General features: G+C 73.3%; 14 protein-coding genes and 2 tRNA genes. 10 read left to right on the forward strand and 6 right to left on the reverse strand.

The window, feature by feature from the left end; all coding sequences use genetic code 11:
* Positions 1–11 precede the first annotated feature (11 nt).
* Positions 12–85 (forward strand) — tRNA-Lys (locus ACZ58X_RS18005).
* A gap of 129 nt (positions 86–214) precedes the next feature.
* On the opposite strand, the gene ACZ58X_RS18010 is transcribed toward ACZ58X_RS18005, so the two are convergent.
* Both ACZ58X_RS18010 and ACZ58X_RS18015 read right to left on the reverse strand, forming a co-directional pair.
* Positions 215–1,090 carry an alpha/beta fold hydrolase gene (locus tag ACZ58X_RS18010; protein ID WP_470334603.1) on the reverse strand — a complete coding sequence of 292 codons (876 nt, stop codon included), beginning with the start codon at positions 1,088–1,090 and terminating at the stop codon, positions 215–217.
* Positions 1,087–1,911, reverse strand: a complete 825-nt coding sequence (locus ACZ58X_RS18015; protein ID WP_470334742.1) for a DUF998 domain-containing protein — start codon at positions 1,909–1,911, stop codon at positions 1,087–1,089. Before ACZ58X_RS18015 ends, ACZ58X_RS18010 begins: the two co-directional genes overlap by 4 nt.
* A gap of 230 nt (positions 1,912–2,141) precedes the next feature.
* Between ACZ58X_RS18015 and ACZ58X_RS18020 the strand changes: the two genes are divergently transcribed.
* From ACZ58X_RS18020 to ACZ58X_RS18030, 3 genes are all read left to right on the forward strand, one after another.
* Positions 2,142–2,215 (forward strand) — tRNA-Lys (locus ACZ58X_RS18020).
* Positions 2,216–2,438: 223 nt separating this feature from the next.
* Complete coding sequence (locus ACZ58X_RS18025) at positions 2,439–4,832, forward strand: transglycosylase domain-containing protein (RefSeq protein ID WP_470334604.1); 2,394 nt, start codon at positions 2,439–2,441, stop codon at positions 4,830–4,832.
* Positions 4,833–5,038: 206 nt separating this feature from the next.
* Entirely contained in the window at positions 5,039–6,088 is a 1,050-nt protein-coding gene (locus tag ACZ58X_RS18030) for an EamA family transporter (protein ID WP_470334605.1), read from the forward strand.
* On the opposite strand, the gene lepB is transcribed toward ACZ58X_RS18030, so the two are convergent.
* Both lepB and ACZ58X_RS18040 read right to left on the reverse strand, forming a co-directional pair.
* Positions 6,051–6,890: a signal peptidase I gene (gene lepB / locus ACZ58X_RS18035; protein WP_470334606.1), complete on the reverse strand. Its 840-nt coding sequence runs from the start codon at positions 6,888–6,890 to the stop codon at positions 6,051–6,053. The two genes, ACZ58X_RS18030 and lepB, sit on opposite strands and share 38 nt — an antisense overlap.
* Before the next feature lie 188 nt (positions 6,891–7,078).
* Positions 7,079–7,414 carry a chorismate mutase gene (locus ACZ58X_RS18040; RefSeq protein WP_396241929.1) on the reverse strand — a complete coding sequence of 112 codons (336 nt, stop codon included), beginning with the start codon at positions 7,412–7,414 and terminating at the stop codon, positions 7,079–7,081.
* A 350-nt stretch (positions 7,415–7,764) separates the two neighbouring features.
* On the opposite strand from ACZ58X_RS18040, the gene ACZ58X_RS18045 reads away from it, so the two are divergent.
* Positions 7,765–8,190: an OsmC family protein gene (locus tag ACZ58X_RS18045; RefSeq protein WP_470334607.1), complete on the forward strand. Its 426-nt coding sequence runs from the start codon at positions 7,765–7,767 to the stop codon at positions 8,188–8,190.
* 416 nt (positions 8,191–8,606) lie between these two features.
* A complete protein-coding gene (locus ACZ58X_RS18050; RefSeq protein WP_470334608.1) occupies positions 8,607–10,898 on the forward strand; it encodes a putative bifunctional diguanylate cyclase/phosphodiesterase in 2,292 nt (763 codons plus the stop codon).
* Between the two features lie 48 nt (positions 10,899–10,946).
* On the opposite strand, the gene ACZ58X_RS18055 is transcribed toward ACZ58X_RS18050, so the two are convergent.
* A complete protein-coding gene (locus ACZ58X_RS18055) occupies positions 10,947–12,038 on the reverse strand; it encodes an LLM class flavin-dependent oxidoreductase (RefSeq protein WP_470334609.1) in 1,092 nt (363 codons plus the stop codon).
* Positions 12,039–12,788: 750 nt separating this feature from the next.
* Here ACZ58X_RS18055 and ACZ58X_RS18060 point away from each other — a divergent pair.
* The 4 genes from ACZ58X_RS18060 (at position 12,789) to glxA (ending at position 19,822) form a co-directional block, all read left to right on the forward strand.
* Positions 12,789–13,376, forward strand: coding sequence for a DedA family protein (locus tag ACZ58X_RS18060; protein WP_470334743.1), 588 nt, complete (start codon positions 12,789–12,791; stop codon positions 13,374–13,376).
* Between the two features lie 378 nt (positions 13,377–13,754).
* A complete protein-coding gene (locus ACZ58X_RS18065) occupies positions 13,755–15,035 on the forward strand; it encodes a polysaccharide deacetylase family protein (RefSeq protein ID WP_470334610.1) in 1,281 nt (426 codons plus the stop codon).
* A gap of 521 nt (positions 15,036–15,556) precedes the next feature.
* Positions 15,557–17,827, forward strand: coding sequence for a glycosyltransferase family 2 protein (locus tag ACZ58X_RS18070; protein ID WP_470334611.1), 2,271 nt, complete (start codon positions 15,557–15,559; stop codon positions 17,825–17,827).
* 63 nt (positions 17,828–17,890) lie between these two features.
* Positions 17,891–19,822 (forward strand): radical copper oxidase GlxA, encoded by a 1,932-nt coding sequence (glxA, locus tag ACZ58X_RS18075; RefSeq protein ID WP_470334612.1) that lies wholly within the window; start codon positions 17,891–17,893, stop codon positions 19,820–19,822.
* Positions 19,823–19,874: 52 nt separating this feature from the next.
* Here the strand turns inward: glxA and ACZ58X_RS18080 are convergent, their stop codons facing one another.
* Positions 19,875–20,789: a glycoside hydrolase family 6 protein gene (locus tag ACZ58X_RS18080; RefSeq protein ID WP_470334613.1), complete on the reverse strand. Its 915-nt coding sequence runs from the start codon at positions 20,787–20,789 to the stop codon at positions 19,875–19,877.
* Positions 20,790–21,128 lie beyond the last annotated feature (339 nt).

Here is a 21,128-nt window from a genome sequence, read left to right on the forward strand (position 1 = left end):
CACGTCAGCAAGCGCCGCTAGCTCAGTTGGTTAGAGCAGCTGACTCTTAATCAGCGGGTCCGGGGTTCGAGTCCCTGGCGGCGCACAGACAGCCGGAAGGCCCTTCGCGAGAGCGAAGGGCCTTCCGGCGTTTTCGGCGTTTCCGGCCCTCGGGACACCTTCCGTCCGGGCTCGAGCCCGGGCCGGGACGGGCGGGGCCGTCCGCCCGGCGCCGTCAGTGGGTGTCGAGGACGGCGGAGGCCACCGCGTCCGGGCGGTCGAACATCACCAGGTGCCCGGCCGGGGCCGTGGTCCGGAAGTCCGCCCCCAGCAGCGTCGCGAGCCCCCGCTGGTCGGCCAGCCAGGACTCGGTCCGGCTGGTCCGGCAGCCGTCGGCGGCGGCCAGCACGGTGATCGGCAGCTCCTCGGGCAGCGGCCGGGCCCGGCGCAGCGCGTCCAGTTCGGCGGCCATGTCGAGGTAGCGCCCGTTCTCCCGGAGCAGCGCGCGCAGGGCCCGTCCGGTGCGGTAGCAGTGCCGGACCAGCAGCGGCGGGGCCAGGTCCTCCCGGCGGACGGTGGACAGCCGGGCGGTCACCCGGCGGGCGGTCGGGCCGAGCAGGTACGGGACGGCGAGGGCGGTCGCGGCGCCCGCCACCGCCCGGGCCGCGAAGTCCCGTGCGGCCGGTGCCGGGTAGGGGCGGGGCGCCGCTTCGACGCTGCCGTCGACCAGGACCAGCCCGGCAGTCCGCTCGGGGTGCAGCCGGGCGAAGGCCTCCACGTGGAAGCCCGCGAGCGAATGGCCGACCACCGTGCAGGGCCCGCCCAGCCCGAGGCCGTCCAGCACCGCGCGGATCCGCTCGGCCTCGCCGGCCACCGTCGGGGCGGGCCGCCGCCCGGTGGCGGGCTCGGCGGCGCTGAGCCCGTAACCGGGCCGGTCGAAGCGGACGACGGTGCGGTACGGGGTGAGGAACGGGACGACGAGGTCCCAGTCGAACCAGCTGCTGCCGAGGCCGCCGGTGAGCAGGCAGAGCGGGCCGCTGCCCTCCGCGCGGACGTGCAGCGGGACACCATCGACGCGCAGGAAGCGGGCGCGGACGGCGGGCGCGCTCACGCCGGCCTCCGGCCGGCGGTCGGGCCGTAGCGGTCGGCGGCCTCCGGTGCCGTCGGAGCGGCCTGCGCAGCCGGGGTGTCCGGAGTGGGCAGCCCCCGCGGGGCGGACGAGCGGGCGACGGCCACGGCCAGGACGGCCAGCCAGAGCGCGACCAGCAGCACCTGCACCCGCTGCCCGGCACCGAGCGCCCAGGTGCCGCGACCGGCCTGGAAGGCGGCGATCGCGCCGAGGCTCCAGCCGGTGGCCAGCAGTTCGGCGCCGAGCAGCCAGGGCCCGAGCCGGCGCACCGCCGGCCAGCGGTGGTTGCGGCGGGCGAGGACGGTGAGCGCGACCAGTCCGGTGAGCGCGCCCAGCACGGCGAGGCTGCTGGTGACGGCGTGGGCGGTGTGGGTGGCGGGAACCAGTCCGGCGGTCTCCCTGGCCGCGCACATCTCGTCGCTGGTGGGGGCGCAGCTGAGCGGCAGCCGGGAGTCGGCGGCGGTGGCGGCGCCGAACAGGGCCAGGGCGGACCAGCCGACCAGCGCCCAGCGGTTCCGGCCGGGGTCTGCGGGGTCCTGGCCAGGGGCCGAGCGGTCATGGCCGGGGTCCGTGGCGCGTCGAGCGGGTGCCACGGCGTTCCGGGCCTGCCCGGTGGCGAGGGCGGTGACGGCGGCGGCGAGCACGCACAGCCCGGCGACGAGGTCGGTGGCCCGGAAGAGGCCGCCCAGCGGTTGGTCCTCGGCGGCGAGCTCGCTGATGTACGCCTGCACCGGGTCGAGCCCGGTGCTGAGCACCACCTCCAGCACCCACGCGGTGTACGCGACCGCGCTGAGCAGCAGCAGGGCGGCGACCGCGGTCCGCGCGCGCCGGTCCGACGGCCGGCGGCGTCGGGAGGGGGGCCGCGGGTGGGTCCGGGGGCGGGGGTGTCCGGGCGGGGGGCTGGGCACGTTTCCACCCTAACCGGGCAGGAACTCCACCCCAACCGGGAGGAAACGGTCACCCGCAGCACCCGGCGGAACCGCCGTGGTGCGAGGCACCCCCGGGGACCGTGTATTGTTTTCCAGGTCAGCAGGCGCCGCTAGCTCAGTTGGTTAGAGCAGCTGACTCTTAATCAGCGGGTCCGGGGTTCGAGTCCCTGGCGGCGCACAGACAGTTGGGGAGCCTCTCGCAGCAGCGAGGGGCTCCCCGATTTTTTGGCCCTCGATGTCCGTTTTATGTGTGATGTCGGTCTCGATTGCCGTTCCGGTGGAGCCATGGGGCCCGCCCGGCTCGTCCAGGGCAGTAAACCGGAATCGGGACAAAGGTCCCTAACCACCGATGTCCCCGTCTGTGCAGGCTGGCCCGGTCCGCCCGCAGGAAAGGCCGCGCCTTGTTCCGAAACGCCCAGAGCGGCCGGCCGCCGATCGGCCTCCGGCCGGTCAAGCGACTCAAGCGCTCCACCACCACCCCGGGCGGCAAGAAGCCGCGCCGCCCCAAGCGCACCGGCTGGCGCCGGCTGATACCCACCTGGCGGATGACGCTGCTCGGCCTCGCCTCGGCGCTGCTGCTCGGCGTCGGTCTGTTCGCGCTGGGGATCGCGCTGGTGAAGGTGCCCGACGCGCACGCCGCCGCGACCGCGCAGAGCAACACCTGGCTCTACTCCGACGGCTCGGTGATCACCCGCACCGGCCAGACCAACCGGCAGAACGTCGGCCTGGACAAGGTCTCCCCCGCCGCCCAGCACGCGGCGCTGGCCGCCGAGGACCGCAACTTCTACAAAGAGGGCGCCGTCAACGTGCAGGGCCTGGTCCGGGCCGCCCTCAACACCGCCAAGGGCGAGGGCACCCAGGGCGGCTCCACCATCACCCAGCAGTACGTGAAGAACACGTACCTGGACCAGAAGCAGTCCGTCACCCGCAAGGTGAAGGAGCTCTTCATCGCCATCAAGGTGGACGCCACCGAGAGCAAGGACGACGTCCTCTCCGGTTACCTGAACACCTCGTACTACGGCCGCGGCGCCTACGGCATCCAGGCCGCCGCCCAGGCGTACTTCGGCATCGACGCCTCCGCGCTCAGCCCGGCCCAGGGCGCCTACCTGGCCACCCTGCTGAACGCCCCGAGCGCCTACGACGTGGCCACCGCGACCCCGACGGGCAAGCAGAACGCCGTCAACCGCTGGAACTACGTCATGGACGGCATGGTCAAGGAGGGCTGGCTCGGCGCCGACGAGCGGGCCAGGACCACCTTCCCGGACGTCAAGGACCCGCAGCCCAACCCGGGCCTGTCCGGCCAGTCCGGCTACCTGGTGAACGCGGCCACCCAGTACCTGACCTCGAACAACGTCATCAGCGAGACCGAGCTGGCCAAGGGCGGCTACACGATCAAGCTGAGCATCGACCCGGCGCGCCAGCAGGCCCTCCAGGACTCCGTCCAGGCGCAGCTGCACGACACCCTGAACCCGGACAAGCGGAAGAAGGACGCGGCCGCCCAGGCCGGCGCCGTCTCCGTCGACCCGAAGACCGGTGCGGTGGTCGCCCTGTACGGCGGCGTCGACTACGTGAAGCACTACGTGGACAACGCGACCCGGCGCGACTACCAGGCCGGTTCGACCTTCAAGGCGATCGCGCTGGCCGCCGCCTTCGAGAACAACGCCAAGACCCAGGACGGCCGGACCGTCACCCCGCGCACCGTCTACGACGGCACCAGCGGCCGCAAGGTCCGCGGCGGCAAGGGCACCCCGTACGCGCCGCCGAACGAGGGCGACGTCAGCTACGGCCAGATCACCCTGCAGCAGGCCATCGACAAGTCGGTGAACTCGGTGTTCGCCCAGCTCGCGCAGGACACCGGGCTGCAGAAGGTCAAGGACACCGGCATCGCGCTGGGCCTGCCCGCCGGCACCCCGGGCCTGGACCCGGTGCCCTCCATCCCGCTGGGTGCGGCCACCCCGAGCGTGCTCGACATGGCCGGCGTGTACGCCACCCTGGACAACGGCGGCAAGCAGATCACCCCGTGGCTGGTGCAGTCGGTGGACCGCGCCGGCGAGGCCGTGCAGCTGCCCGCGCACAAGACCACCCAGGCGATCAGCGCGGACACCGCCAACCAGGTCACCTCGATGCTCCAGGGCGTGGTGAGCGACCCGGGCGGCACCGGCTTCCGGGCCCAGGCGCTGGGCCGCCCGGTGGCGGGCAAGACCGGCACCACCGACGACCAGAAGTCCGTCTGGTTCGTCGGCTACACCCCCGAGCTGGTCACCTCGGTCGCGCTGTTCGGCCAGGACCCGGGCACCGGCGCCCAGGTCAGCCTGAGCGGCGTCGGCGGGATCAACGGCGCGGCGGGCGGCCAGTTCCCGGCACAGATCTGGACCGCCTACATGAAGGCCGCGCTCAAGGGCCAGCCGGTCAGCGACTTCCCGACCCCGGCAGACGGCGGCGACTCCGGCGCCACCGACCTGCCGACGGCCCCGAGCACGCCGAGCGGCACCCCGACGACCGGCAGCGCCACGCCCAGCACCGGCGCGAGCAGCCAGCAGGGCGACAGCTCGGGCACCGGCTCCACCGGCTCCGGCTCGGGCGGCGACTCCGGTTCCGGCGGGACGGGCACCGGCCCGACCACCGCCCCGACCGGTCAGCCGACCACCCAGCCCACCTCGCGGCCCACCGGTCGGCCGACCACCAAGCCGACGCCGACCGGCAAGCCGACCACCGACCCCACCACTCAGCCGACCACCCAGCCCACCGGCGGGACGGACACGACCAACGGGGCAGGGGCAGGGTCCGGAGGCTGACCGCCCTCCCCGCTCCGCCCGCTCACCTCGGCCGGACCACCGACCTCGGGTCGGTGGTCCGGCCGAGGTGCGTCACCGCACCTCTCGGCACCGCGCCTCTCGTCACCGCGTCTCTCGTCACCGCGTCTCTACGGACAGTTCAGACCAGGACCAAATGCCGATATGGCGCCTTACCGAGACATCGGTATGACTGTCACAATGCGCCAGTGCACAGATCAACGGCCTCGCCCACCCTCCCTTCGGGCCGAACCCTCGGCCTCGGCCTCGCGCTGGTCTCCGCCTTCGCCTTCGGCGGCTCCGGCACCGCGGCCAAGCCACTGATCGAGGCCGGACTCTCCCCCCTGCACGTGGTGTGGCTCCGGGTCACCGGGGCGGCCGTCGCCCTCCTCCCGATCGCCTACCGGCACCGCGACGCCGTCCTGCGCCGCCCCGGCCTGCTGATCGGCTTCGGCCTGCTCGCCGTGGCCGGCGTCCAGGCCTGCTACTTCGCCGCGATCTCCCGCATCCCGGTCGGCGTCGCCCTGCTCATCGAGTACCTCGGGCCGCCGCTGCTGATCGGCTACGTCAAGTTCGTGCAGCGCAAGCCGATCAGCCGGGGCGCGGCCGTCGGCGCCGGCGTCGCGGTGGCCGGGCTGGCCTGCGTGGTGGAGGTCTGGAACGGCCTGGGCTTCGACGCGCTGGGCGTGCTGTTCGCCCTCGGCGCGGCCTGCTGCCAGGTCGGCTACTTCCTGCTCGCCGACGCCGGCCGCCGGGGCGAGCGCCCGGTCGACCCGCTGGCCGTCAGCGCGTACGGGCTGCTGATCGGCGCCGTCCTGCTCACCGTCCTCACCCGGCCCTGGCAGGCCGACTGGGGCCCGCTGGGCGGGTCCGTGGTGATGAACGGGCACAGCCTGCCCGCCCTGGTCCCGGCCGCCTGGATGGTGCTGATCGCGACCGTGCTCGCCTACCTGACCGGCGTGATCTCCGTCGGGTACCTCTCGCCGCCGATCGCCGGGGTGGTGGCCAACCTGGAGGCGGTGGTCGCCACCGTGCTGGCCTGGGTCCTGCTCGGCGAGCACCTGGGGCTGCCGCAGGTCGCGGGCGGTCTGCTGGTCCTGGCGGGCGCCTTCGTCGCGCAGACGAGCCGGCCGGCGGTGGCGGAGGCGGAACCGCTGGAGACGGCGGCGGTGGAGGTGCCGATGGTGGAGGTGGGGGCCGCTGGTGCGACGGCGTCCGGGGTCAGCGGCCGGTCCAGCCGAACCAGTCGAGGTGACTGACCGGCCACACCACGGCCGCCACCGGGCCCACCACGTTGCCCACCGGCACCGCGCCGCCGCCCGGCCCCTGCCGGTGCCAGCGCGAGTCCGCCGAGTCGCTGCGGTGGTCGCCCTCGACCCAGATGTAGCCCGAGGGCACCTTCACCGGGCCGAAGTCCAGCCCCGCACAGGAGTCGTCGCCCGGGTGGAGGTACGGCTCGTCGACCTTCCTGCCGTCCACGGTCAGCGTGGTGCCCGTGCACTGCACGGTCTGGCCGCCGGTCGCGATGACCCGCTTGACCAGGTAGTTGTCGTCCTTCGGCGGCACCAGCCCGACGAAGCTCAGCACCGAGCTCACGGCGTTGGTGAACGGGTTGGTGTCCACCGGCTGCGGCGGCAGCCAGTTCCCCGGGTCCTTGAACACCACCGGCTGCCCCGGCTCCGGCGTCCAACCGGTCAGCGGCGCGAGCTTGTTCACGCCGACCCGGTCGCCGACCCGCAGGGTGTTCTCCATCGAACCGGACGGGATGGTGAAGACCTGGAACAGGCAGGTCTTGATCAGCAGTGCGACCACCAGGCCGACCGCCGCCATCGCCGGGATCTCGATCCACCACGGCCGGGGACGGCGGCCCGCCCGGCGGGCCTTGCGACCGCGCGAACCCCCGGCCCGGCGACGGGCCTCGGCACGCCCACCGGACGCGCCCGGGACGGGCTGCGCCGGCGACCCGTCCGGAGCGGGCGGCCCGTCCTGGACGTCCCGGGCGGCTGGTACGGCGGATCCGCTGGGAGCTCCGCTCGGCGTTTCGGGCAGGTTCACCGCCATCGTCGCTGCTCCACCTCTCCGGCTGGGGAAACCTGCACGCTACGCCAACCGGGGAGCCGCACGAAATCCGGGACTTAGCCGCCTCCGACATCGCGGCGGCACCTCGGAACGCGTCCGGAGCAGGTCCGGAACCCGTCCGGAACCCGTCCGGAGCAGGGGCCGGAGCCGCCGCAGCGCTGCCCCGGCGGTCAGGCGCGGGCGATGGCCTCGTGGTGGCGGATGACCTCGGCGATGATGAAGTTCAGGAACTTCTCAGCGAAGACCGGGTCGAGCTTGGCTCCGGCGGCCAGCTCCCGCAGCCGCTTGATCTGGTCCCGCTCCCGGGCCGGGTCGGCCGGCGGCAGCTTGTGCTCGGCCTTGAGGCGGCCGACCCGCTGGGTCGCCTTGAAGCGCTCGGCCAGCATGTGGACCACCGCGGCATCGATGTTGTCGATGCTCTCGCGCAGGCTGGTCAGCTCGGCCCGCACCGCGTCGTCGATCCCCTCGGTCGCGCCGGCGTCGGGGGTCGTGGGCTGGTCCGTCATCGGGGCGGCTCCCGGTGTCTGGGGTGGTCACCCGGCCGTACGGCGGCCGGGCTCGGACCCCGGCAAATCTAACAGGGCTCCCGCACCGGACCGGCACCGTCCGGGGAACCGTCCAACATCCGGACGGCGGGAGGAGGCACCGGCGGAGGCGACGGAGGGGAGCGCGGGGAGTACCGCGGCCGGCGACGACCCGCGCCCGGCTCCTCGGCTCCCGGCTCCTCGGCTCCCGGCTCCCGGCTCCCGGCTCCCGGCTCCCGGCTCCCGGCTCCCCGGCGGGGCTGCCCGTAGTCTGGTGCGTGCATGACCGGAAGTGACGACTCAGCAGTCCCTCAGCACTGGAGGAACCGATCGTGGCAACCACCCGCACCGCCCGCACGGCCTGGGAGGGCGACCTCCTGCACGGCAAGGGGCAGGTGACCTTCGCCTCCTCCGGGATCGGCGACTACCCCGTCTCCTGGCCGGCCCGCGCCGAGGCGCCCAACGGCAAGACCAGCCCCGAGGAACTCATCGCGGCCGCCCACTCCGCCTGCTTCTCGATGGCCCTCTCCCACGGCCTCACCCAGGCCGGAAACCCGCCCACCACGCTGGACACCCAGGCCGACGTCACCTTCCAGCCCGGCACCGGCATCACCGGGATCCACCTGACCGTCACCGGTGCGGTACCCGGGCTGGACGAGGCCGGCTTCGTGAAGGCCGCCGAGGACGCCAAGGCCAACTGCCCGGTCAGCCAGGCCCTGACCGGCACCACCATCACTCTCACCGCCAAGCTGGCCTGACCGCCGCCCCGGCCCGTCCGGGGCGCACTCCGGCCCCGCCCCCGGCGCGCAACCGGCGTCCGGGGGCGCGCCATCGGCGCACGCGCTCCCGGCGCACCTCATGTGAGGTGTACCGGGGGCGTCCGAACGTTCCACCACGCATGATCACAAACGGGGCGAATCACCCTGCCGGCGGTCACCGCGCGTTGCCGTCGCGGCCTATGATCGGCCGCAGCGCCCTGTTCTCCACCCGGGTCCCCGCGCGACAGCGCCCCACGGCGGACGCCCCGCAGCGGACCGGCCCCGAGGCCCCGACAGAGTGCGGAGCCGGCCGCCGGGATCCCGACCGGCCAGGCAGACCATCGTCAAGCGTCAGCAGCGGACGGGAGCATGCCGTGCCGGGCCAGAACGAGGGGGCCGACGCACACCACCCAGGCGTGCGACACGAGGAATCGTCACACCACCGCTCGTCCCACCACCGCCTCCTCACCGCGCCGGTCCTCGAACCGGGCGGTCTCGATCCGGCCGGTCTCGAACAGATGGGCCTCGATCCGGTGGGCCTGGCCGCACCGGCCGCCTCCTCCGGTACCTCCGACGTCCCCGTCCCCCCGGTCGTGGCCACGACCACGACCTCGACCACGGCCCGCGTCACCCTGGAGGACCCGGAGGTGCGGCTCTGCCCCACCTGCTCGGCCCCCCTGGCCGACGGTGCGCACCCGGGCAACCCGGATGGCACCGACCGGGCGGGCGGCGGGACCGACCGACTGCTGGCGGCCCTCCGGGCCAGTGAGTCCCGCTTCCGAGCGGCCTTCTGCGACGCCGTCATCGGCATGGCCCTGATCGACTCCGAGGACCGGATCATCGAGGTCAACCCCGCCTTCGCCGCACTGATCGGCCGCGGCGTCGGCGAGCTGGTCCGTATCCACCTGCACGAGATCATCGACCCGGAGGGCCTGCCGCACCGGCTCTTCCACGGGCTCGTCCACGGTGAGCGGGAACGGTTCCGCGTGGAGAAGCAGCTCCGGCACCGCGAGGGCCACACGGTCTGGAGCAAGGTGACGGTCTCGCTGATCCGGGACCCCGCCGGGCAACCGCTCTACACCCTCGCGCTGGTCGAGGACCTCACCGAGCAGCGCCGGCTCGGGGACCGCCTGGAGTACCAGGCCCTGCACGATCCACTGACCCGGCTGCCCAACCGGACCTCCTTCTTCGAGCGGCTGGACGCCGCCTGCCTGCCGGCCGCCGAGGCCCCCGCGGGCCGAGGGGGTCGGGCGGACCGGGCAGGCCTGGGGATTCGCGGAAGCGGCGGAAGCGGCGATCGACGGCCGGCCTCCGGCGGGTCCGGCCGAGCGGCGGCAACCGCGGTGGCAGCGCGACGGGTGGGCGTCTGCTACCTGGACCTCGACGGCTTCGCGGCGATCAACGAGACCCTCGGCCACCACATCGGCGACCAGTTGCTGATCGCCGTCGCCGCCCGGCTCCAACGCGGACTCGCCCCCGCCGGCTCCTCCGGCGCCGACGCCGGGCAGGACGCCCACCTGGTGGCCCGGATGGGCGGCGACGAGTTCGCCGTCCTGGTCCCCGACAGCGACGGCAGCGAGCAGCTGACCACCCTGGCCGGGCGGATCCTGGAGCTGCTGGAACGTCCCTTCGACGTCGCCGGGCACCGGCTGGTGATCACCGCCAGCGTCGGCGTCGTCGAACGCTCGGTGCACGAGACCACCCCGACCGACCTGGTCAAGGACGCCGACGCCACCCTCTACTGGTCCAAGGCCGACGGCCGAGCCCGCTGGACCCTCTACGACCCGGACCGCGGCGCCCACCAGCTGACCCGCCAGCTCCTCGCCACCGCGCTGCGGCCGGCCCTGGAGCGCGGCGAGTTCACCATCGAGTACCAGCCGCTGGTCGGCCTGGCCGACGGCACGGTGCGAGGCGCCGAGGCGCTCGTCCGCTGGCGCCACCCCCGCTACGGGACCCTCTCCCCCGACCGCTTCATCCCGCTCGCCGAGGAGTCCGGTGCCATCGTGCCGCTCGGCAAGTGGGTGCTGGAGGAGTCCTGCCGCCAGGCCCGGCAGTGGCTCACCGAGTTCCCGGACACCGAGACCTTCGTGAGCGTCAACCTGGCGGCCCGCCAGATCTGGGACTCCGACGTGGTCGCCGACGTCGCCCGCGCCCTCGAGAGCACCGGCCTGCCCGCCCGGCTGCTGCAACTGGAGATCACCGAGAGCGCCCTGCTCGGCCCGGGCGGCCGCCCGTTGCAGGCCCTGCAGGCGCTCGCCGACATGGGCGTGCGGATCGCGATCGACGACTTCGGCACCGGCTACTCCAACCTGGCCTACCTGTCCCGACTGCCGGTGCACGTCCTGAAGCTCGACGGAACGTTCATCGAGGGCTTCCGGGACCCGGCCCCGGCCGCGGTCCTGAGCGCCACGGCGACGACGGCGCCGACGGCGGCCACGACGGCGCCCGCGGCCGACCGGTCGGCCGTCCCGGAGCTCCGCTCCCGGCGCAGCGACGCGGACGAACAGATCGTCGGCGCGATGGTGCAGCTGGCGCACACCCTCGGACTGACCGTCACCGCCGAGGGCATCGAGAGCGCCGCCCAGGCCGAGCGGCTGCGGCTCACCGGCTGCGACACCGCCCAGGGCTGGTACTTCGCCCGGCCGGGCGAGGCCGAACTCGTCGCGGCGATACTCCGTGAGGGCCGCCCCGCCCCGAGCGGCCGGTAGCCGGACAGGGCGGGGTCGGGGCGGGTCGGCGGCGCTGGAGGCCCGCCGTCAGACCGACGCCGTCAGACCGTAGGCCTCGGCGATCAGCCCGTAGGACCTGAGCCGGGCCTCGTGGCCGTGGATGTGCGAGGTGACCATCAGCTCGTCGGCGCCGGTCCGCTTGCGCAGCGCCTCCAGGCCGTCCGCGACCTGGCCCGGGTCGCCGAGCACCACGTTGTCCAGCCAGTTGTCGACGAAGTCCGCCTCGACCGGGCTGTACGGGTACTCCTCCGCCTCCGCCGGGGTGGGGATCGGGCCGGGGTTGCCGCGCCGCAGCCGGAGCATGCCGAGCGCCGCGGAACGGGCGAGGCGGCGGGCGGCGGTCTCGTCCTCGGCGGCGACCGCGCTCACGCCGATCAGCGCGTACGGCTCGTCGAGCACGGCGGACGGGCGGAAGGACGTCCGGTACAGGTCCAGGGCCGGAACGGTGTTGGCGCTGCTGAAATGGTGGGCGAAGGCGAAGGGGAGGCCGAGGCGGCCCGCCAACTGGGCGCTGAAACCGGAGGAGCCGAGCAGCCACACCGGCGGGCGGCCCTCGCCCTTGGGTACGGCGGTCAGCCGCTCGTAGGGGTGGCCGGAGGGGAAGTCCCCGTCGAGGAAGTGGGTCAGCTCGGAGAGCTGGAGCGGGAAGTCGTCCGCGCCCTCGGCGACACCACGGCGCAGCGCCCGGGCGGTGGCCTGGTCGGTGCCGGGGGCGCGGCCGAGTCCGAGGTCGATCCGGCCGGGGTGCAGGGCCTCCAGCAGGCCGAACTGTTCGGCGATGGCCAGCGGGGCGTGGTTGGGGAGCATGACCCCGCCCGAACCGAGGCGCAGCGTGGTGGTGTTGGCCCCGAGATGGGCGAGCAGGACGGCCGGGGTGGAGCTGGCCACTCCGGGCATGCCGTGGTGCTCGGCGACCCAGAAGCGGTGGTAGCCCCACTGCTCGGCGCGGCGGGCCAGTTCGGTGGTGGCGGCCAGGGCCTCGCCGGGTGTGTGGCCGACGCCGACGGTGGCCAGGTCGAGGATCGAGAGCGGAGCGGGGGCCGTACCGCGGGCGGTGCCCCGGATCGCCTCGCCGGCCGCGGGCCCGGTTGCGTGCTCCTGCTGGTCCTCGGTGGTCATGCCGTCCGCCTCCTGGCTGTCGTGGTCCGACTCTCCTCCGAGCCGGCCGTCATCGGCGGCCGCGGGTCTCGGACGGCCCGGCAGTCGCTGCCGACCGGGGTCAACCACGGTCAGGGGCTCGCTGTTCCCGTACCGACCGTCGGATGTCGGTGCGGTTCGAGGGCGGTCGAGGGCGGCCCGGGGGCGGCCCGGGGGCGGCCCGGGGGCGGCCCGGGATGAGATTCGCATGAGATTCGCGCGCGTCCGGGGGCGGGTCCGGCCCGTCCGCAGCGGCCGCCCGACCGACCGTTCGGATGACTCAGCGCCAGCGGGTGGACACGGATGGCGACTTTCCGCCAGGGTCGGAAGTCGCCATCCGGAGCGCTCGCGGTCGGCCACCGGCATCGGGCAGGCTGATGATCAGGAGCTGGATCACCGAGCGGATCCGCGTTCCGTCAGCAAGGTCGTCGGGCTGGACCAGCGCCGATCGATCCCTGCGAGCCCTCGGTGCGGCACCCCGCCCCGGGGGCTCGTTCCGTTTCCGGCCGCCCCCGCCCCGCCCGCCACCCTCGGCCCGTCGACGCCGGGCCGTCGGGTCCCGTCGGCCGCGGCTGGCCCGTTCCCCGTGACCGGACCCGCGGGCCGTCGCCCCGCACTGTGACCTCCGGCGCACCGGGGTGCTTCATGGCATGAAAAGTCGAAGCGCTAGCGTTGGCCTCAGAGCCACCCGCTCCACCGGGGCGGCGTGGAGGGAGTACGGCCTTGAACTTCGTGGCGGCGATCGGATCCTCGTGGATCTGCGCCCTTGCGCTCTTCGCCGTGCTCGGCGACGCGTTGCTCCCCTTCATCCCGAGCGGCACGCTGGTCATCCTGGCCGTGCTCAAGACGGCTCAGATCAACGGCGCCCCGGTGCTGCTCGGCCTGGGCGTGGCGGTGGCCTCGTTCCTGGGGGACGTCCTCCTGCTCCACCTGGCCCGGCGCGGGGCCCCGCTGCTGCAGCGCCGGCTCGCCCGGCGTCCGAAGCTGGCGGCCAGCGTGGCCAGGGTCCAACAGTCGCTGATCGAGCGGCCGCACGCCGGGGCGGCCGCGATGGTGGTGATCGCACGGTTCGTGCCGGCCGGGCGGACCGTCCTGGACCTGGCCATCGGCCACTCCCCCGCTCATCCGCACCGCTTCCTGCACTGGTCGGCGCTGGCGGCGCTGGTCTGGGCCGCGTACATCGTGACGCTGGGCTGGCTGAACAGCCACTGGTTCAACACCGCCTGGCTGAGCCTGGCGGTCTCCTGCGCGGCGGCCACCGCCGTCAGCACCGCGATCGCGCGAGTAGTGCGCCGTCACCGGCGGCTGGTCGTGCTCTGACCGGTCCTCGGAACGCCCGGTGGCGTCCGACGACTTCCGGCCGCGTCCGGCCTCGGGGCACTGCCAGGAGCACAATTGTCCCTTACGGGCGATGCCCCGGACCGAGCGCTGACGAACTCTGACCGGGGCCGACGGAGCGGCGGTACCGTACTCCCCTGACGGCACGCAATGCGAAGCGTCACAGGACCGCAACAGACGACGAATCCCTGCAGCCCAGCCGGGCGCCCCCGGCGTGTTCACTGTCATCGGAGCCCGGCGACCTTGGAAGCCGCTGCGGCGACATGACATGCTAACGGCGGAATATTCATCAATTGCCCGATTTGACCGGTGCGGCCCGGACCGCCCTCACCACCGGTCGATCGGCACCCAGGGGAGACCATGACCAGCATCTCGCGCAGGACGGTGCTCAGTGCAACCGCTGCGACCGCAGCCCTCGGCGCGGTCTCGGCCTGTTCCAGCGGCGGATCCGGTTCGGGGCAGAACTCCACCTCACCTTCCTCCGGCGGCAACGCCACCGCCGGCCAGAGCGGCACCACCGACCCGACCCAGGCGGTGGTGCCCAAGGGCGCCCCGATCGGCGACGGATCCAACGCGGACACCGGTCCGCAGCCGAACCAGCCCAAGCCCGAGAAGCTGAAGCCGGGCGAGCGCCCGCCGCAGTTCGTGGTCTTCTCCTGGGACGGCGCGGGCGGCACCGACGACGGCCAGTTCCCCCGCTTCCTCAAGCTGGCGGAGCAGTACAAGGCCACCATGACCTTCTTCCTCTCCGGCATATACGCCCTGCCCAAGGGCAAGTCCCAGCTGTACCACCCGCCGAAGCACGCGGTCGGCGCCTCCGACATCCCGTACCTGTCGGACGGTGCGGTCAAGAGCACCCTCAAGCTGGTCAGCCAGGCCTGGCTCGCCGGGCACGAGATCGGCACCCACTTCAACGGGCACTTCTGCTCCAGCCGTCCGGACAAGAACGGGGTCAACATGTGGACCCCGGACGACTGGCAGAGCGAGATAGACCAGGCGATCTCCTTCGTCACCCAGTGGCGGACCAACACCGGCTTCACCGACGTCGACCCGCTGCCCTTCGACTACAAGAAGGAGCTCATCGGCGGCCGCACCCCGTGCCTGGAGGGCCAGAAGGCGCTGCTGCCGACCATCGCGAAGCTGGGCTGGAAGTACGACGCGAGCTCCTCCGGCGGGCTCCAGATATGGCCGCAGAAGGTGCAGGACGGCAAGATCTGGGACTTCCCGCTCCAGTCCATACCCTTCCCCGGGCACACCTTCCAGGTCCTGTCGATGGACTACAACATCCTGGCCAACCAGTCCAGCGGCAGCACCAAGGGCGACCCGTCCAAGTACAACGACTGGCGCACCCAGGCGACCAACTCCTACCTGGCCGGGTTCGACCGCGCCTACAACAGCAACCGCGCGCCGTTCTTCGTCGGCAACCACTTCGAGCAGTGGAACGGCGGCATCTACATGGACGCCGTCGAGGAGGCCCTCAAGTCGATCGCGGGCAAGCCCGACGTCCGCCTGGTCTCCTTCAAGCAGCTGGTCGAATGGCTGGAGGTGCAGGACCAGTCGACCCTGCGCAAGCTGCGCACCCTCAACGTCGGCCAGGCGCCGTCCGGCGGCTGGGAGAGCTTCCTCGGCGCTGCGGGCTGACGGGCCCGGACCGGGTCCGGCTGCGCCGGATCACTGCTCACCACGGCCGGCGGGTGTCCGTACCCCGCCGGCCGCGACCGTTCCGACTCGGGCCGGACCGCACCTGGGGCGGCAACTCCCCTCGGCGGTCCGGCCGTTCGCGTACCCGCTGTGGCACCGTCCACTCACCGCCGTGCCGAATTCCGCTGCATTAGCACCATCGCAGGCCACCGTGGCCGGGAACCGTAGTATCTTCACGCCCGAGCAGCGATCGTCGTGTGGAACTGTTGCGATCAGCGTTACGCTCCAGGAGAGTTGAGCAAGCCACGGATCCCGTCGCGCCCGGTGGGGAAGCTGGATCGCGCGCCGGGATCCCGCATTCGAAGCCGTCGTGCCGGCCCACTGCCGATCCGGTCGCACACACTCCACGTATCGGGTTCCCGGTACGGGATTCCCGGTATCGCGTTCTGCCCGGGCGGCTCCGGGGGCGAGGCGAGCGCCGCCGAGCACAGCAAGCCGCAGAACTCCGGGGGGAGCACGTCATGACCGACCCGTCCGCGCGACGGAGGGACGCCGGAACGACCCGCGAAGGCCGACCGGTCCGAAGCCGCCGGGGTGCCGGGCAGCTCGACGAGGCCGCGCTGCGCACCGAGCCGGTGCCCGAAGCCCCGTACGACTACGGCCATTTCAGCCGCCTGGCGGGCCCGGCCGTCGACCCGGGCGAGGACCGGGAGCTCGGGGCCGGCGTGTACCGGCCGGAGCCGGACGGTGCGCGGGCACCAGCGGGCACGGGGTCGGGCCCACAGCGGGGGCCGTGGCCGGGCACCCAGCCGGGCGCCCCGTACCGGGTCCAGTACCGGAGCCTGCTGCGGCACGATCCGCACCGGTTCCGGGCCGCCCTGCTCCTGGTGGCGGCCCCGCTGGTGGAGGCGGTCCTGCTGGTCTGGCTGCTGCTGCCGGAGCACTGGCCGGAACGCGCGGACGAGACCGACGTCCTGGTGCTGCTCGGGGACAAGGTGATGATCGGGATCATCGCGGTGGTCGAGCTGTTCCGGCTGGTCAACGTGGTCTCCAACACCCACGCCACCCTGGTGGCCCGGGACCCGATACCGGTGACGCCGGAGTCCGGCACCCGGGTCGCGTTCCTCACCACCTGCGTGCCGGGGAAGGAGCCGCCGGAGATGGTGCGGGCCACGCTGGTGGCGGCGCGCGGAGTCCGGCACGAAGGACCGTACGACGTCTGGCTGTTGGACGAGGGAAACGATCCTGCAATGCGCGCCCTCTGCGCCGAGCTGGGCGTCCGACACTTCACCCGTTCCGGCCGACCGCACTGGAACCGGCCGAAGGGGCGGTTCCGCGCCCGGTCGAAGCACGGCAACTACAACGCCTGGCTCCAGGCCCACGGCGACGACTACGACTTCTGGGTGTCCGTCGACACCGACCACGTGCCGCTGCCCGACTTCTGCGAGCGCATGCTCGGCTACTTCCGCGATCCGGACGTCGCATTCGTGGTCGGACCTCAGGTGTACGGGAACTACCGCAGCTCGGGTTCGGCCGTCACCAAATTCTCCGAGAGCCAGCAATACCTCTTCCACGCACTCATCCAGCGCGCCGGAAACCGTTACGGCGCACCGATGTTCGTCGGCACCAACAACGCCGTCCGAATCCGCGCGCTCCAGTCGATCGGCGGGCTGTACGACTCCATCACGGAGGACATGGCGACCGGTCTGGAGTTCCATCGCACCCGGAACCCGGAGACCGGGGAGAACTGGAGGTCCGTGTACACCCCGGACGTCCTCGCCGTCGGCGAAGGCCCGTCCTCCTGGACCGACTTCTTCTCCCAGCAACTGCGGTGGAGCCGCGGCACCTACGAGACCCTGCTCACCCAGTACTGGCGGGTGCTCTGGCGACTGTCCCCCGGCCGACTGCTCAACTACACGCTGATGGTGGGCTTCTACCCGATGGCGGCGCTCACCTGGCTGCTCGGCGGGGTGTCCAGCGTGCTCTACCTGGGCTTCGGCGCCTCCGGCGTGCACGTCTCCTCGGAGCTCTGGATGATGCTCTACAGCGACGCCGCCGCGCTCCAACTCCTGCTCTACACCTGGAACCGCAAGCACAACGTGAGCCCGCACGAGCCGGCCGGCTCCTCCGGGATCGCGGGCATGGTGATGTCCGCGCTCTGCGGCCCGGTGTACGCGGCCTCGCTGCTCCAGACGCTGGTGCGCCGCCGCGGCGGTTTCGTGGTGACGCCCAAGGGCCGGGAGGCCAGCGCCGACCGGCTCGGCACCTTCCGGTACCACCTGTTCTGGGCGGCGGTGTTCGGCGGCGCCGTCGCCGTGTCCTTCCGCACCGGCTACGACCACGTGGCGATGCGCACCTGGGCCTGCATCGCCCTGGGCCTGACCGTGCTGCCGCTGCTGATCTCGGCCGGCGACGCCGTCCGCCGTCTGCGCACCCGGCCCACCGCCACCCTGACCGTGACCGGCGACCCGACCGCGACGCCCAAGGTCCTGCTGGAGAAGCGCCGCCCGCGCCATGCCCTCGGCCGCACCGGGCCGGCAGCGACACCGACGCCGACACCGGCAGGGGCAGGGGCAGGGGCACCACCCCAGCCCGGCGCGCTCGACAGCCCGACCCTCACCCTCCGCCCGGCCGCGCCCGACACCCCGACGGTCACGCTCCGCCTCGTCCGGGCCGCCGACCCGACGCCCGCCGACCCGGCGCCCGACCACGTCGAGAGCGCCGACCCCGTCGACCGTACCGACCACACCGACCGTACCGACCATGCCGAGAGCGGCACACCCGCCCACTGAGCCGCCCCGCCCCCGGCCCCGCCCACCGAACAGTCCCGCCCGCCTCCCGAGGGGACCACCACCGTGAAGATCCACAAGACCGGCCGCACCAAGCGCTTCGCCCTCGGCAGCACCGTCGCGCTGACCGTCGCCGGGATGAACGCCCCGGCCGTCCTCGGCTTCGCCGGCGACCAGTACCACCAGTACGTGATCAACCGCCCGGAGTACAAGGCGCAGTACGGCCACTGGCAGACCCTGTCACTGCCCGCCGAGTTCCGGGTCAACGCCGTCCACGCCACCCTGCTGCGCACCGGCAAGGTGCTGATCGTGGCCGGTTCCGGCAACGACGAGAAGCAGTTCAACGCGGGCACCTTCAAGAGCCTGCTCTGGGACCCGGCGAAGAACACCTACAAGCTGATACCCACCCCCGCCGACATGTTCTGCGGCGGCCACGCCTCCCTCCCGGACGGCCGGGTGCTGGTGGCCGGCGGCACCCAGCGGTACGAGAAGCTGGACGGCGCGGTGAAGAAGGCGGCCGGCGTGATGCGGGTGCGCAACGAGAGCCCGGAGCGCGACCGCACCTTCCCCAAGGGCACGGTGTTCGTCGCCCCGAACGGCCGGGAGTACGCCAGCACCGTCCAGGTGACCGTCCCCGCCGCGACCAAGACCGGCGCCGGGAAGCAGACCGTGGTCACGGCCGGCGAGCAGCACGTGTTCGTCGAGGCGGTCGGCGAGGGCCGGGACTACGTGAGCGACTCCCCCGCCCAGTACCGGATCAAGGGACTGACCGGCGTCGACGCCCACAACCTGTACGGGCAGAGCGAGAAGCTGACCCTGGACAAGCAGGACTACCAGGGCATCCGCTCCGCCTTCGAGTTCAACCCGGACACCGAGCTCTACGAGCAGGTCACCGACATGGCGCACGCCCGCTGGTACCCGACCCTGACCGGGCTGGGCGACGGCCGGGTGGTCACCGTCTCCGGCCTGGACGACACCGGGCTGATCCTCAACGGCAACGACAACGAGGTCTACGACCCGAAGTCCAAGACCTGGGCCAAGGGCCCCGACCGCTACTTCCCGACCTACCCGTCGATCTTCCTGACGGCGAGCGGCAAGCTCTTCTACTCCGGTTCCAACGCGGGCTACGGTCCCGCCGACAAGGGCCGCGAGCCGGGCCTCTGGGACCTGTCGACCAACGGCTTCCGGCCCGTCCCCGGACTGCGCGACCCGAACCTGACCGAGACCTCCGCCTCGGTGCTGCTGCCGCCCGCGCAGGCCCAGAAGGTCATGGTGCTGGGCGGCGGCGGGGTGGGCGAGTCCCCGCTGTCCACGGCCCGCACCGACATCGTGGACCTGACCGCGCCTGAGCCCGCCTTCGTCCCGGGCCCCGACCTGCCGGCCGGCCGGACCCGCTACCTCAACAGCGTGGTGCTCCCGGACGACACCGTGTTCACCACCGGCGGTTCCAGCGGCTACCGCGGCCGGGGCGACAGCGACCTGCTCAAGGCCCAGGTGTACCACCCGGATTCCCACACGTTCAGCACCGCCGCCGAGCCCACCGTCGGCCGCGACTACCACTCCGAGGCGCTGCTGCTGCCGGACGGCCGGGTCGCCGTCCTGGGCTCCAACCCGCTGTTCGCCGACAAGGCCGAGACCCAGCCCGGCGGCTTCGAGCAGCGCATCGAGATCTACACCCCGCCGTACCTGTACCACGGCGACCGCCCCGAGGTGACGGCCTCACCCACGGCGGCGAAGCTCGGCGGCACCGTCCGGATCGGCACCGCCCGGCCGGACGCGGTGACCACCGCCAAGCTGATCCGGCCGAGTTCGGTGACCCACGTGACGGACGTCGAGCAGCGCTCGGTCGCCCTGGACATCACCGGGCGCACCGCCGACGGGCTCTCGCTCGCCCTCCCGGGCAACCCGAACCTGCTGCCGCCCGGCTGGTACATGCTGTTCCTGACGGACGCGGCCGGCACCCCGTCGGTCGCCCGCTGGGTCCAGGTCACGGGCTGAGCGGACGCCCCGGGCCGGGCCGGGCCGGGCCGGGCCGCGCGCACGGCTGCGCTCAGCGCGCCGCCTGCGCCAGCCCGAGCGCGTACGGCAGCCAGAACTCGCCCGCCCGGGGCTCGCCGCGGCCGCACTCGCCGTCCGACTCCCCCGGATTCTTGATCCACAGGTAGGCGTCGACCCCGGGCCGCCCGGTCTCGGTTGTCGGCGCCTCGCCGAGCGCCCGGCCGGGCGGGTTGCACCAGGATTCGGCACCCGCCGAGCCGTTGCCGCTGCGGCTGGTGTCGATGACGAAGTGCTTGCCGCCCAGGGCGGCGGAGAGCCGGTTGCCGTAGTCCGCGTTCCGGTCGGTCGGGTAGAAGTTGGCGACGTTCACGGCGAAGCCGTCCGCCGCCGCGATGCCGGACTTGCGCAGCGCCGCGGCCATCTCGTCCGGGTCCTGCGCCCAGCCCGGGTTGCCCGCGTCCAGGTAGACCCGGACGTTCGGGTGCTTCTTCAACTCCTGTACGGCGAAGGCCAGTAGGCCGTACCGCTCGGCGGCCAGGTCGCCCTTGATCCCGCACGTGTCCAGGGTGTGGGCGACGGCGTCGGGCTCCAGCACCACCCAGGCCTTGCGGTCGCCGAGGGCCCCGGCGACGCCGGTGATCCAGGAGCGGTACGCGGCGGCGTCGGCGGCGCCGCCGGCCGAGTACTGGCCGCAGTCCCGGTGCGGGATGTCGTACGCGACGAAGACGGCCGTCCGGCCCGCCTCGGCGGCCCGGCGGCTCACCTGGTCGGTGATCTCCCGGGCGCCCTGTTCACCGAGCCACTGGGAGGACGGCTGGGCGGCGATCCGCAGCAGGGTATCGGCCTCGGCTGCACGACCCTGGCCGCGCAGCACGGCGAGCTGCTGGGCGGCGTTGGTGCGGTCGGAGACGTAGAAGGCCTGCCCGGGAAGCTGGTTGAGGCCCGTGGCGCCGGCCGCCGGAGGCACGGCGGAGGCTCCCGCCCCGCCCGGAACCCCGGTCCCGCCGGGAGCCCCGGAGCCGCCGGGGGATCCGCTCACCCCGCCGCCCGCACCGCCCCCGCCACTGCACCCGGCGACCGCCAGCAACGCCAGACCCGCCATCAGCCCGACCCACCGGCTCGTTCCTGCTCGCCCCACCCCGCGCACGTACCGCCCCTCCGAGCCGACTCCCGCCCCCGTCGGACCGGTCCGGCGACCGGTCGGCACCAGCTAAGCACACCCGGCCCCGGCCGACGGCCGCCACCGGTGAACGGCACGTGGCCGTGGGCGGACGGGAATCCGAACCCCGTCCAGCCACGGCCACGT

It is taken from the genome of Kitasatospora sp. NPDC040550, assembly GCF_055594965.1.

Excerpts from the sequence above, each read along its gene's own strand:
- lepB (WP_470334606.1), bottom strand. The coding sequence starts at position 6,890 with ATGGCGGTGAACCTGCCCGAAACGCCGAGCGGAGCTCCCAGCGGATCC.
- ACZ58X_RS18040 (WP_396241929.1), bottom strand. The coding sequence starts at position 7,414 with ATGACGGACCAGCCCACGACCCCCGACGCCGGCGCGACCGAGGGGATC.
- ACZ58X_RS18055 (WP_470334609.1), bottom strand. The coding sequence starts at position 12,038 with ATGACCACCGAGGACCAGCAGGAGCACGCAACCGGGCCCGCGGCCGGC.
- ACZ58X_RS18065 (WP_470334610.1), top strand. The coding sequence starts at position 13,755 with ATGACCAGCATCTCGCGCAGGACGGTGCTCAGTGCAACCGCTGCGACC.
- ACZ58X_RS18070 (WP_470334611.1), top strand. The coding sequence starts at position 15,557 with ATGACCGACCCGTCCGCGCGACGGAGGGACGCCGGAACGACCCGCGAA.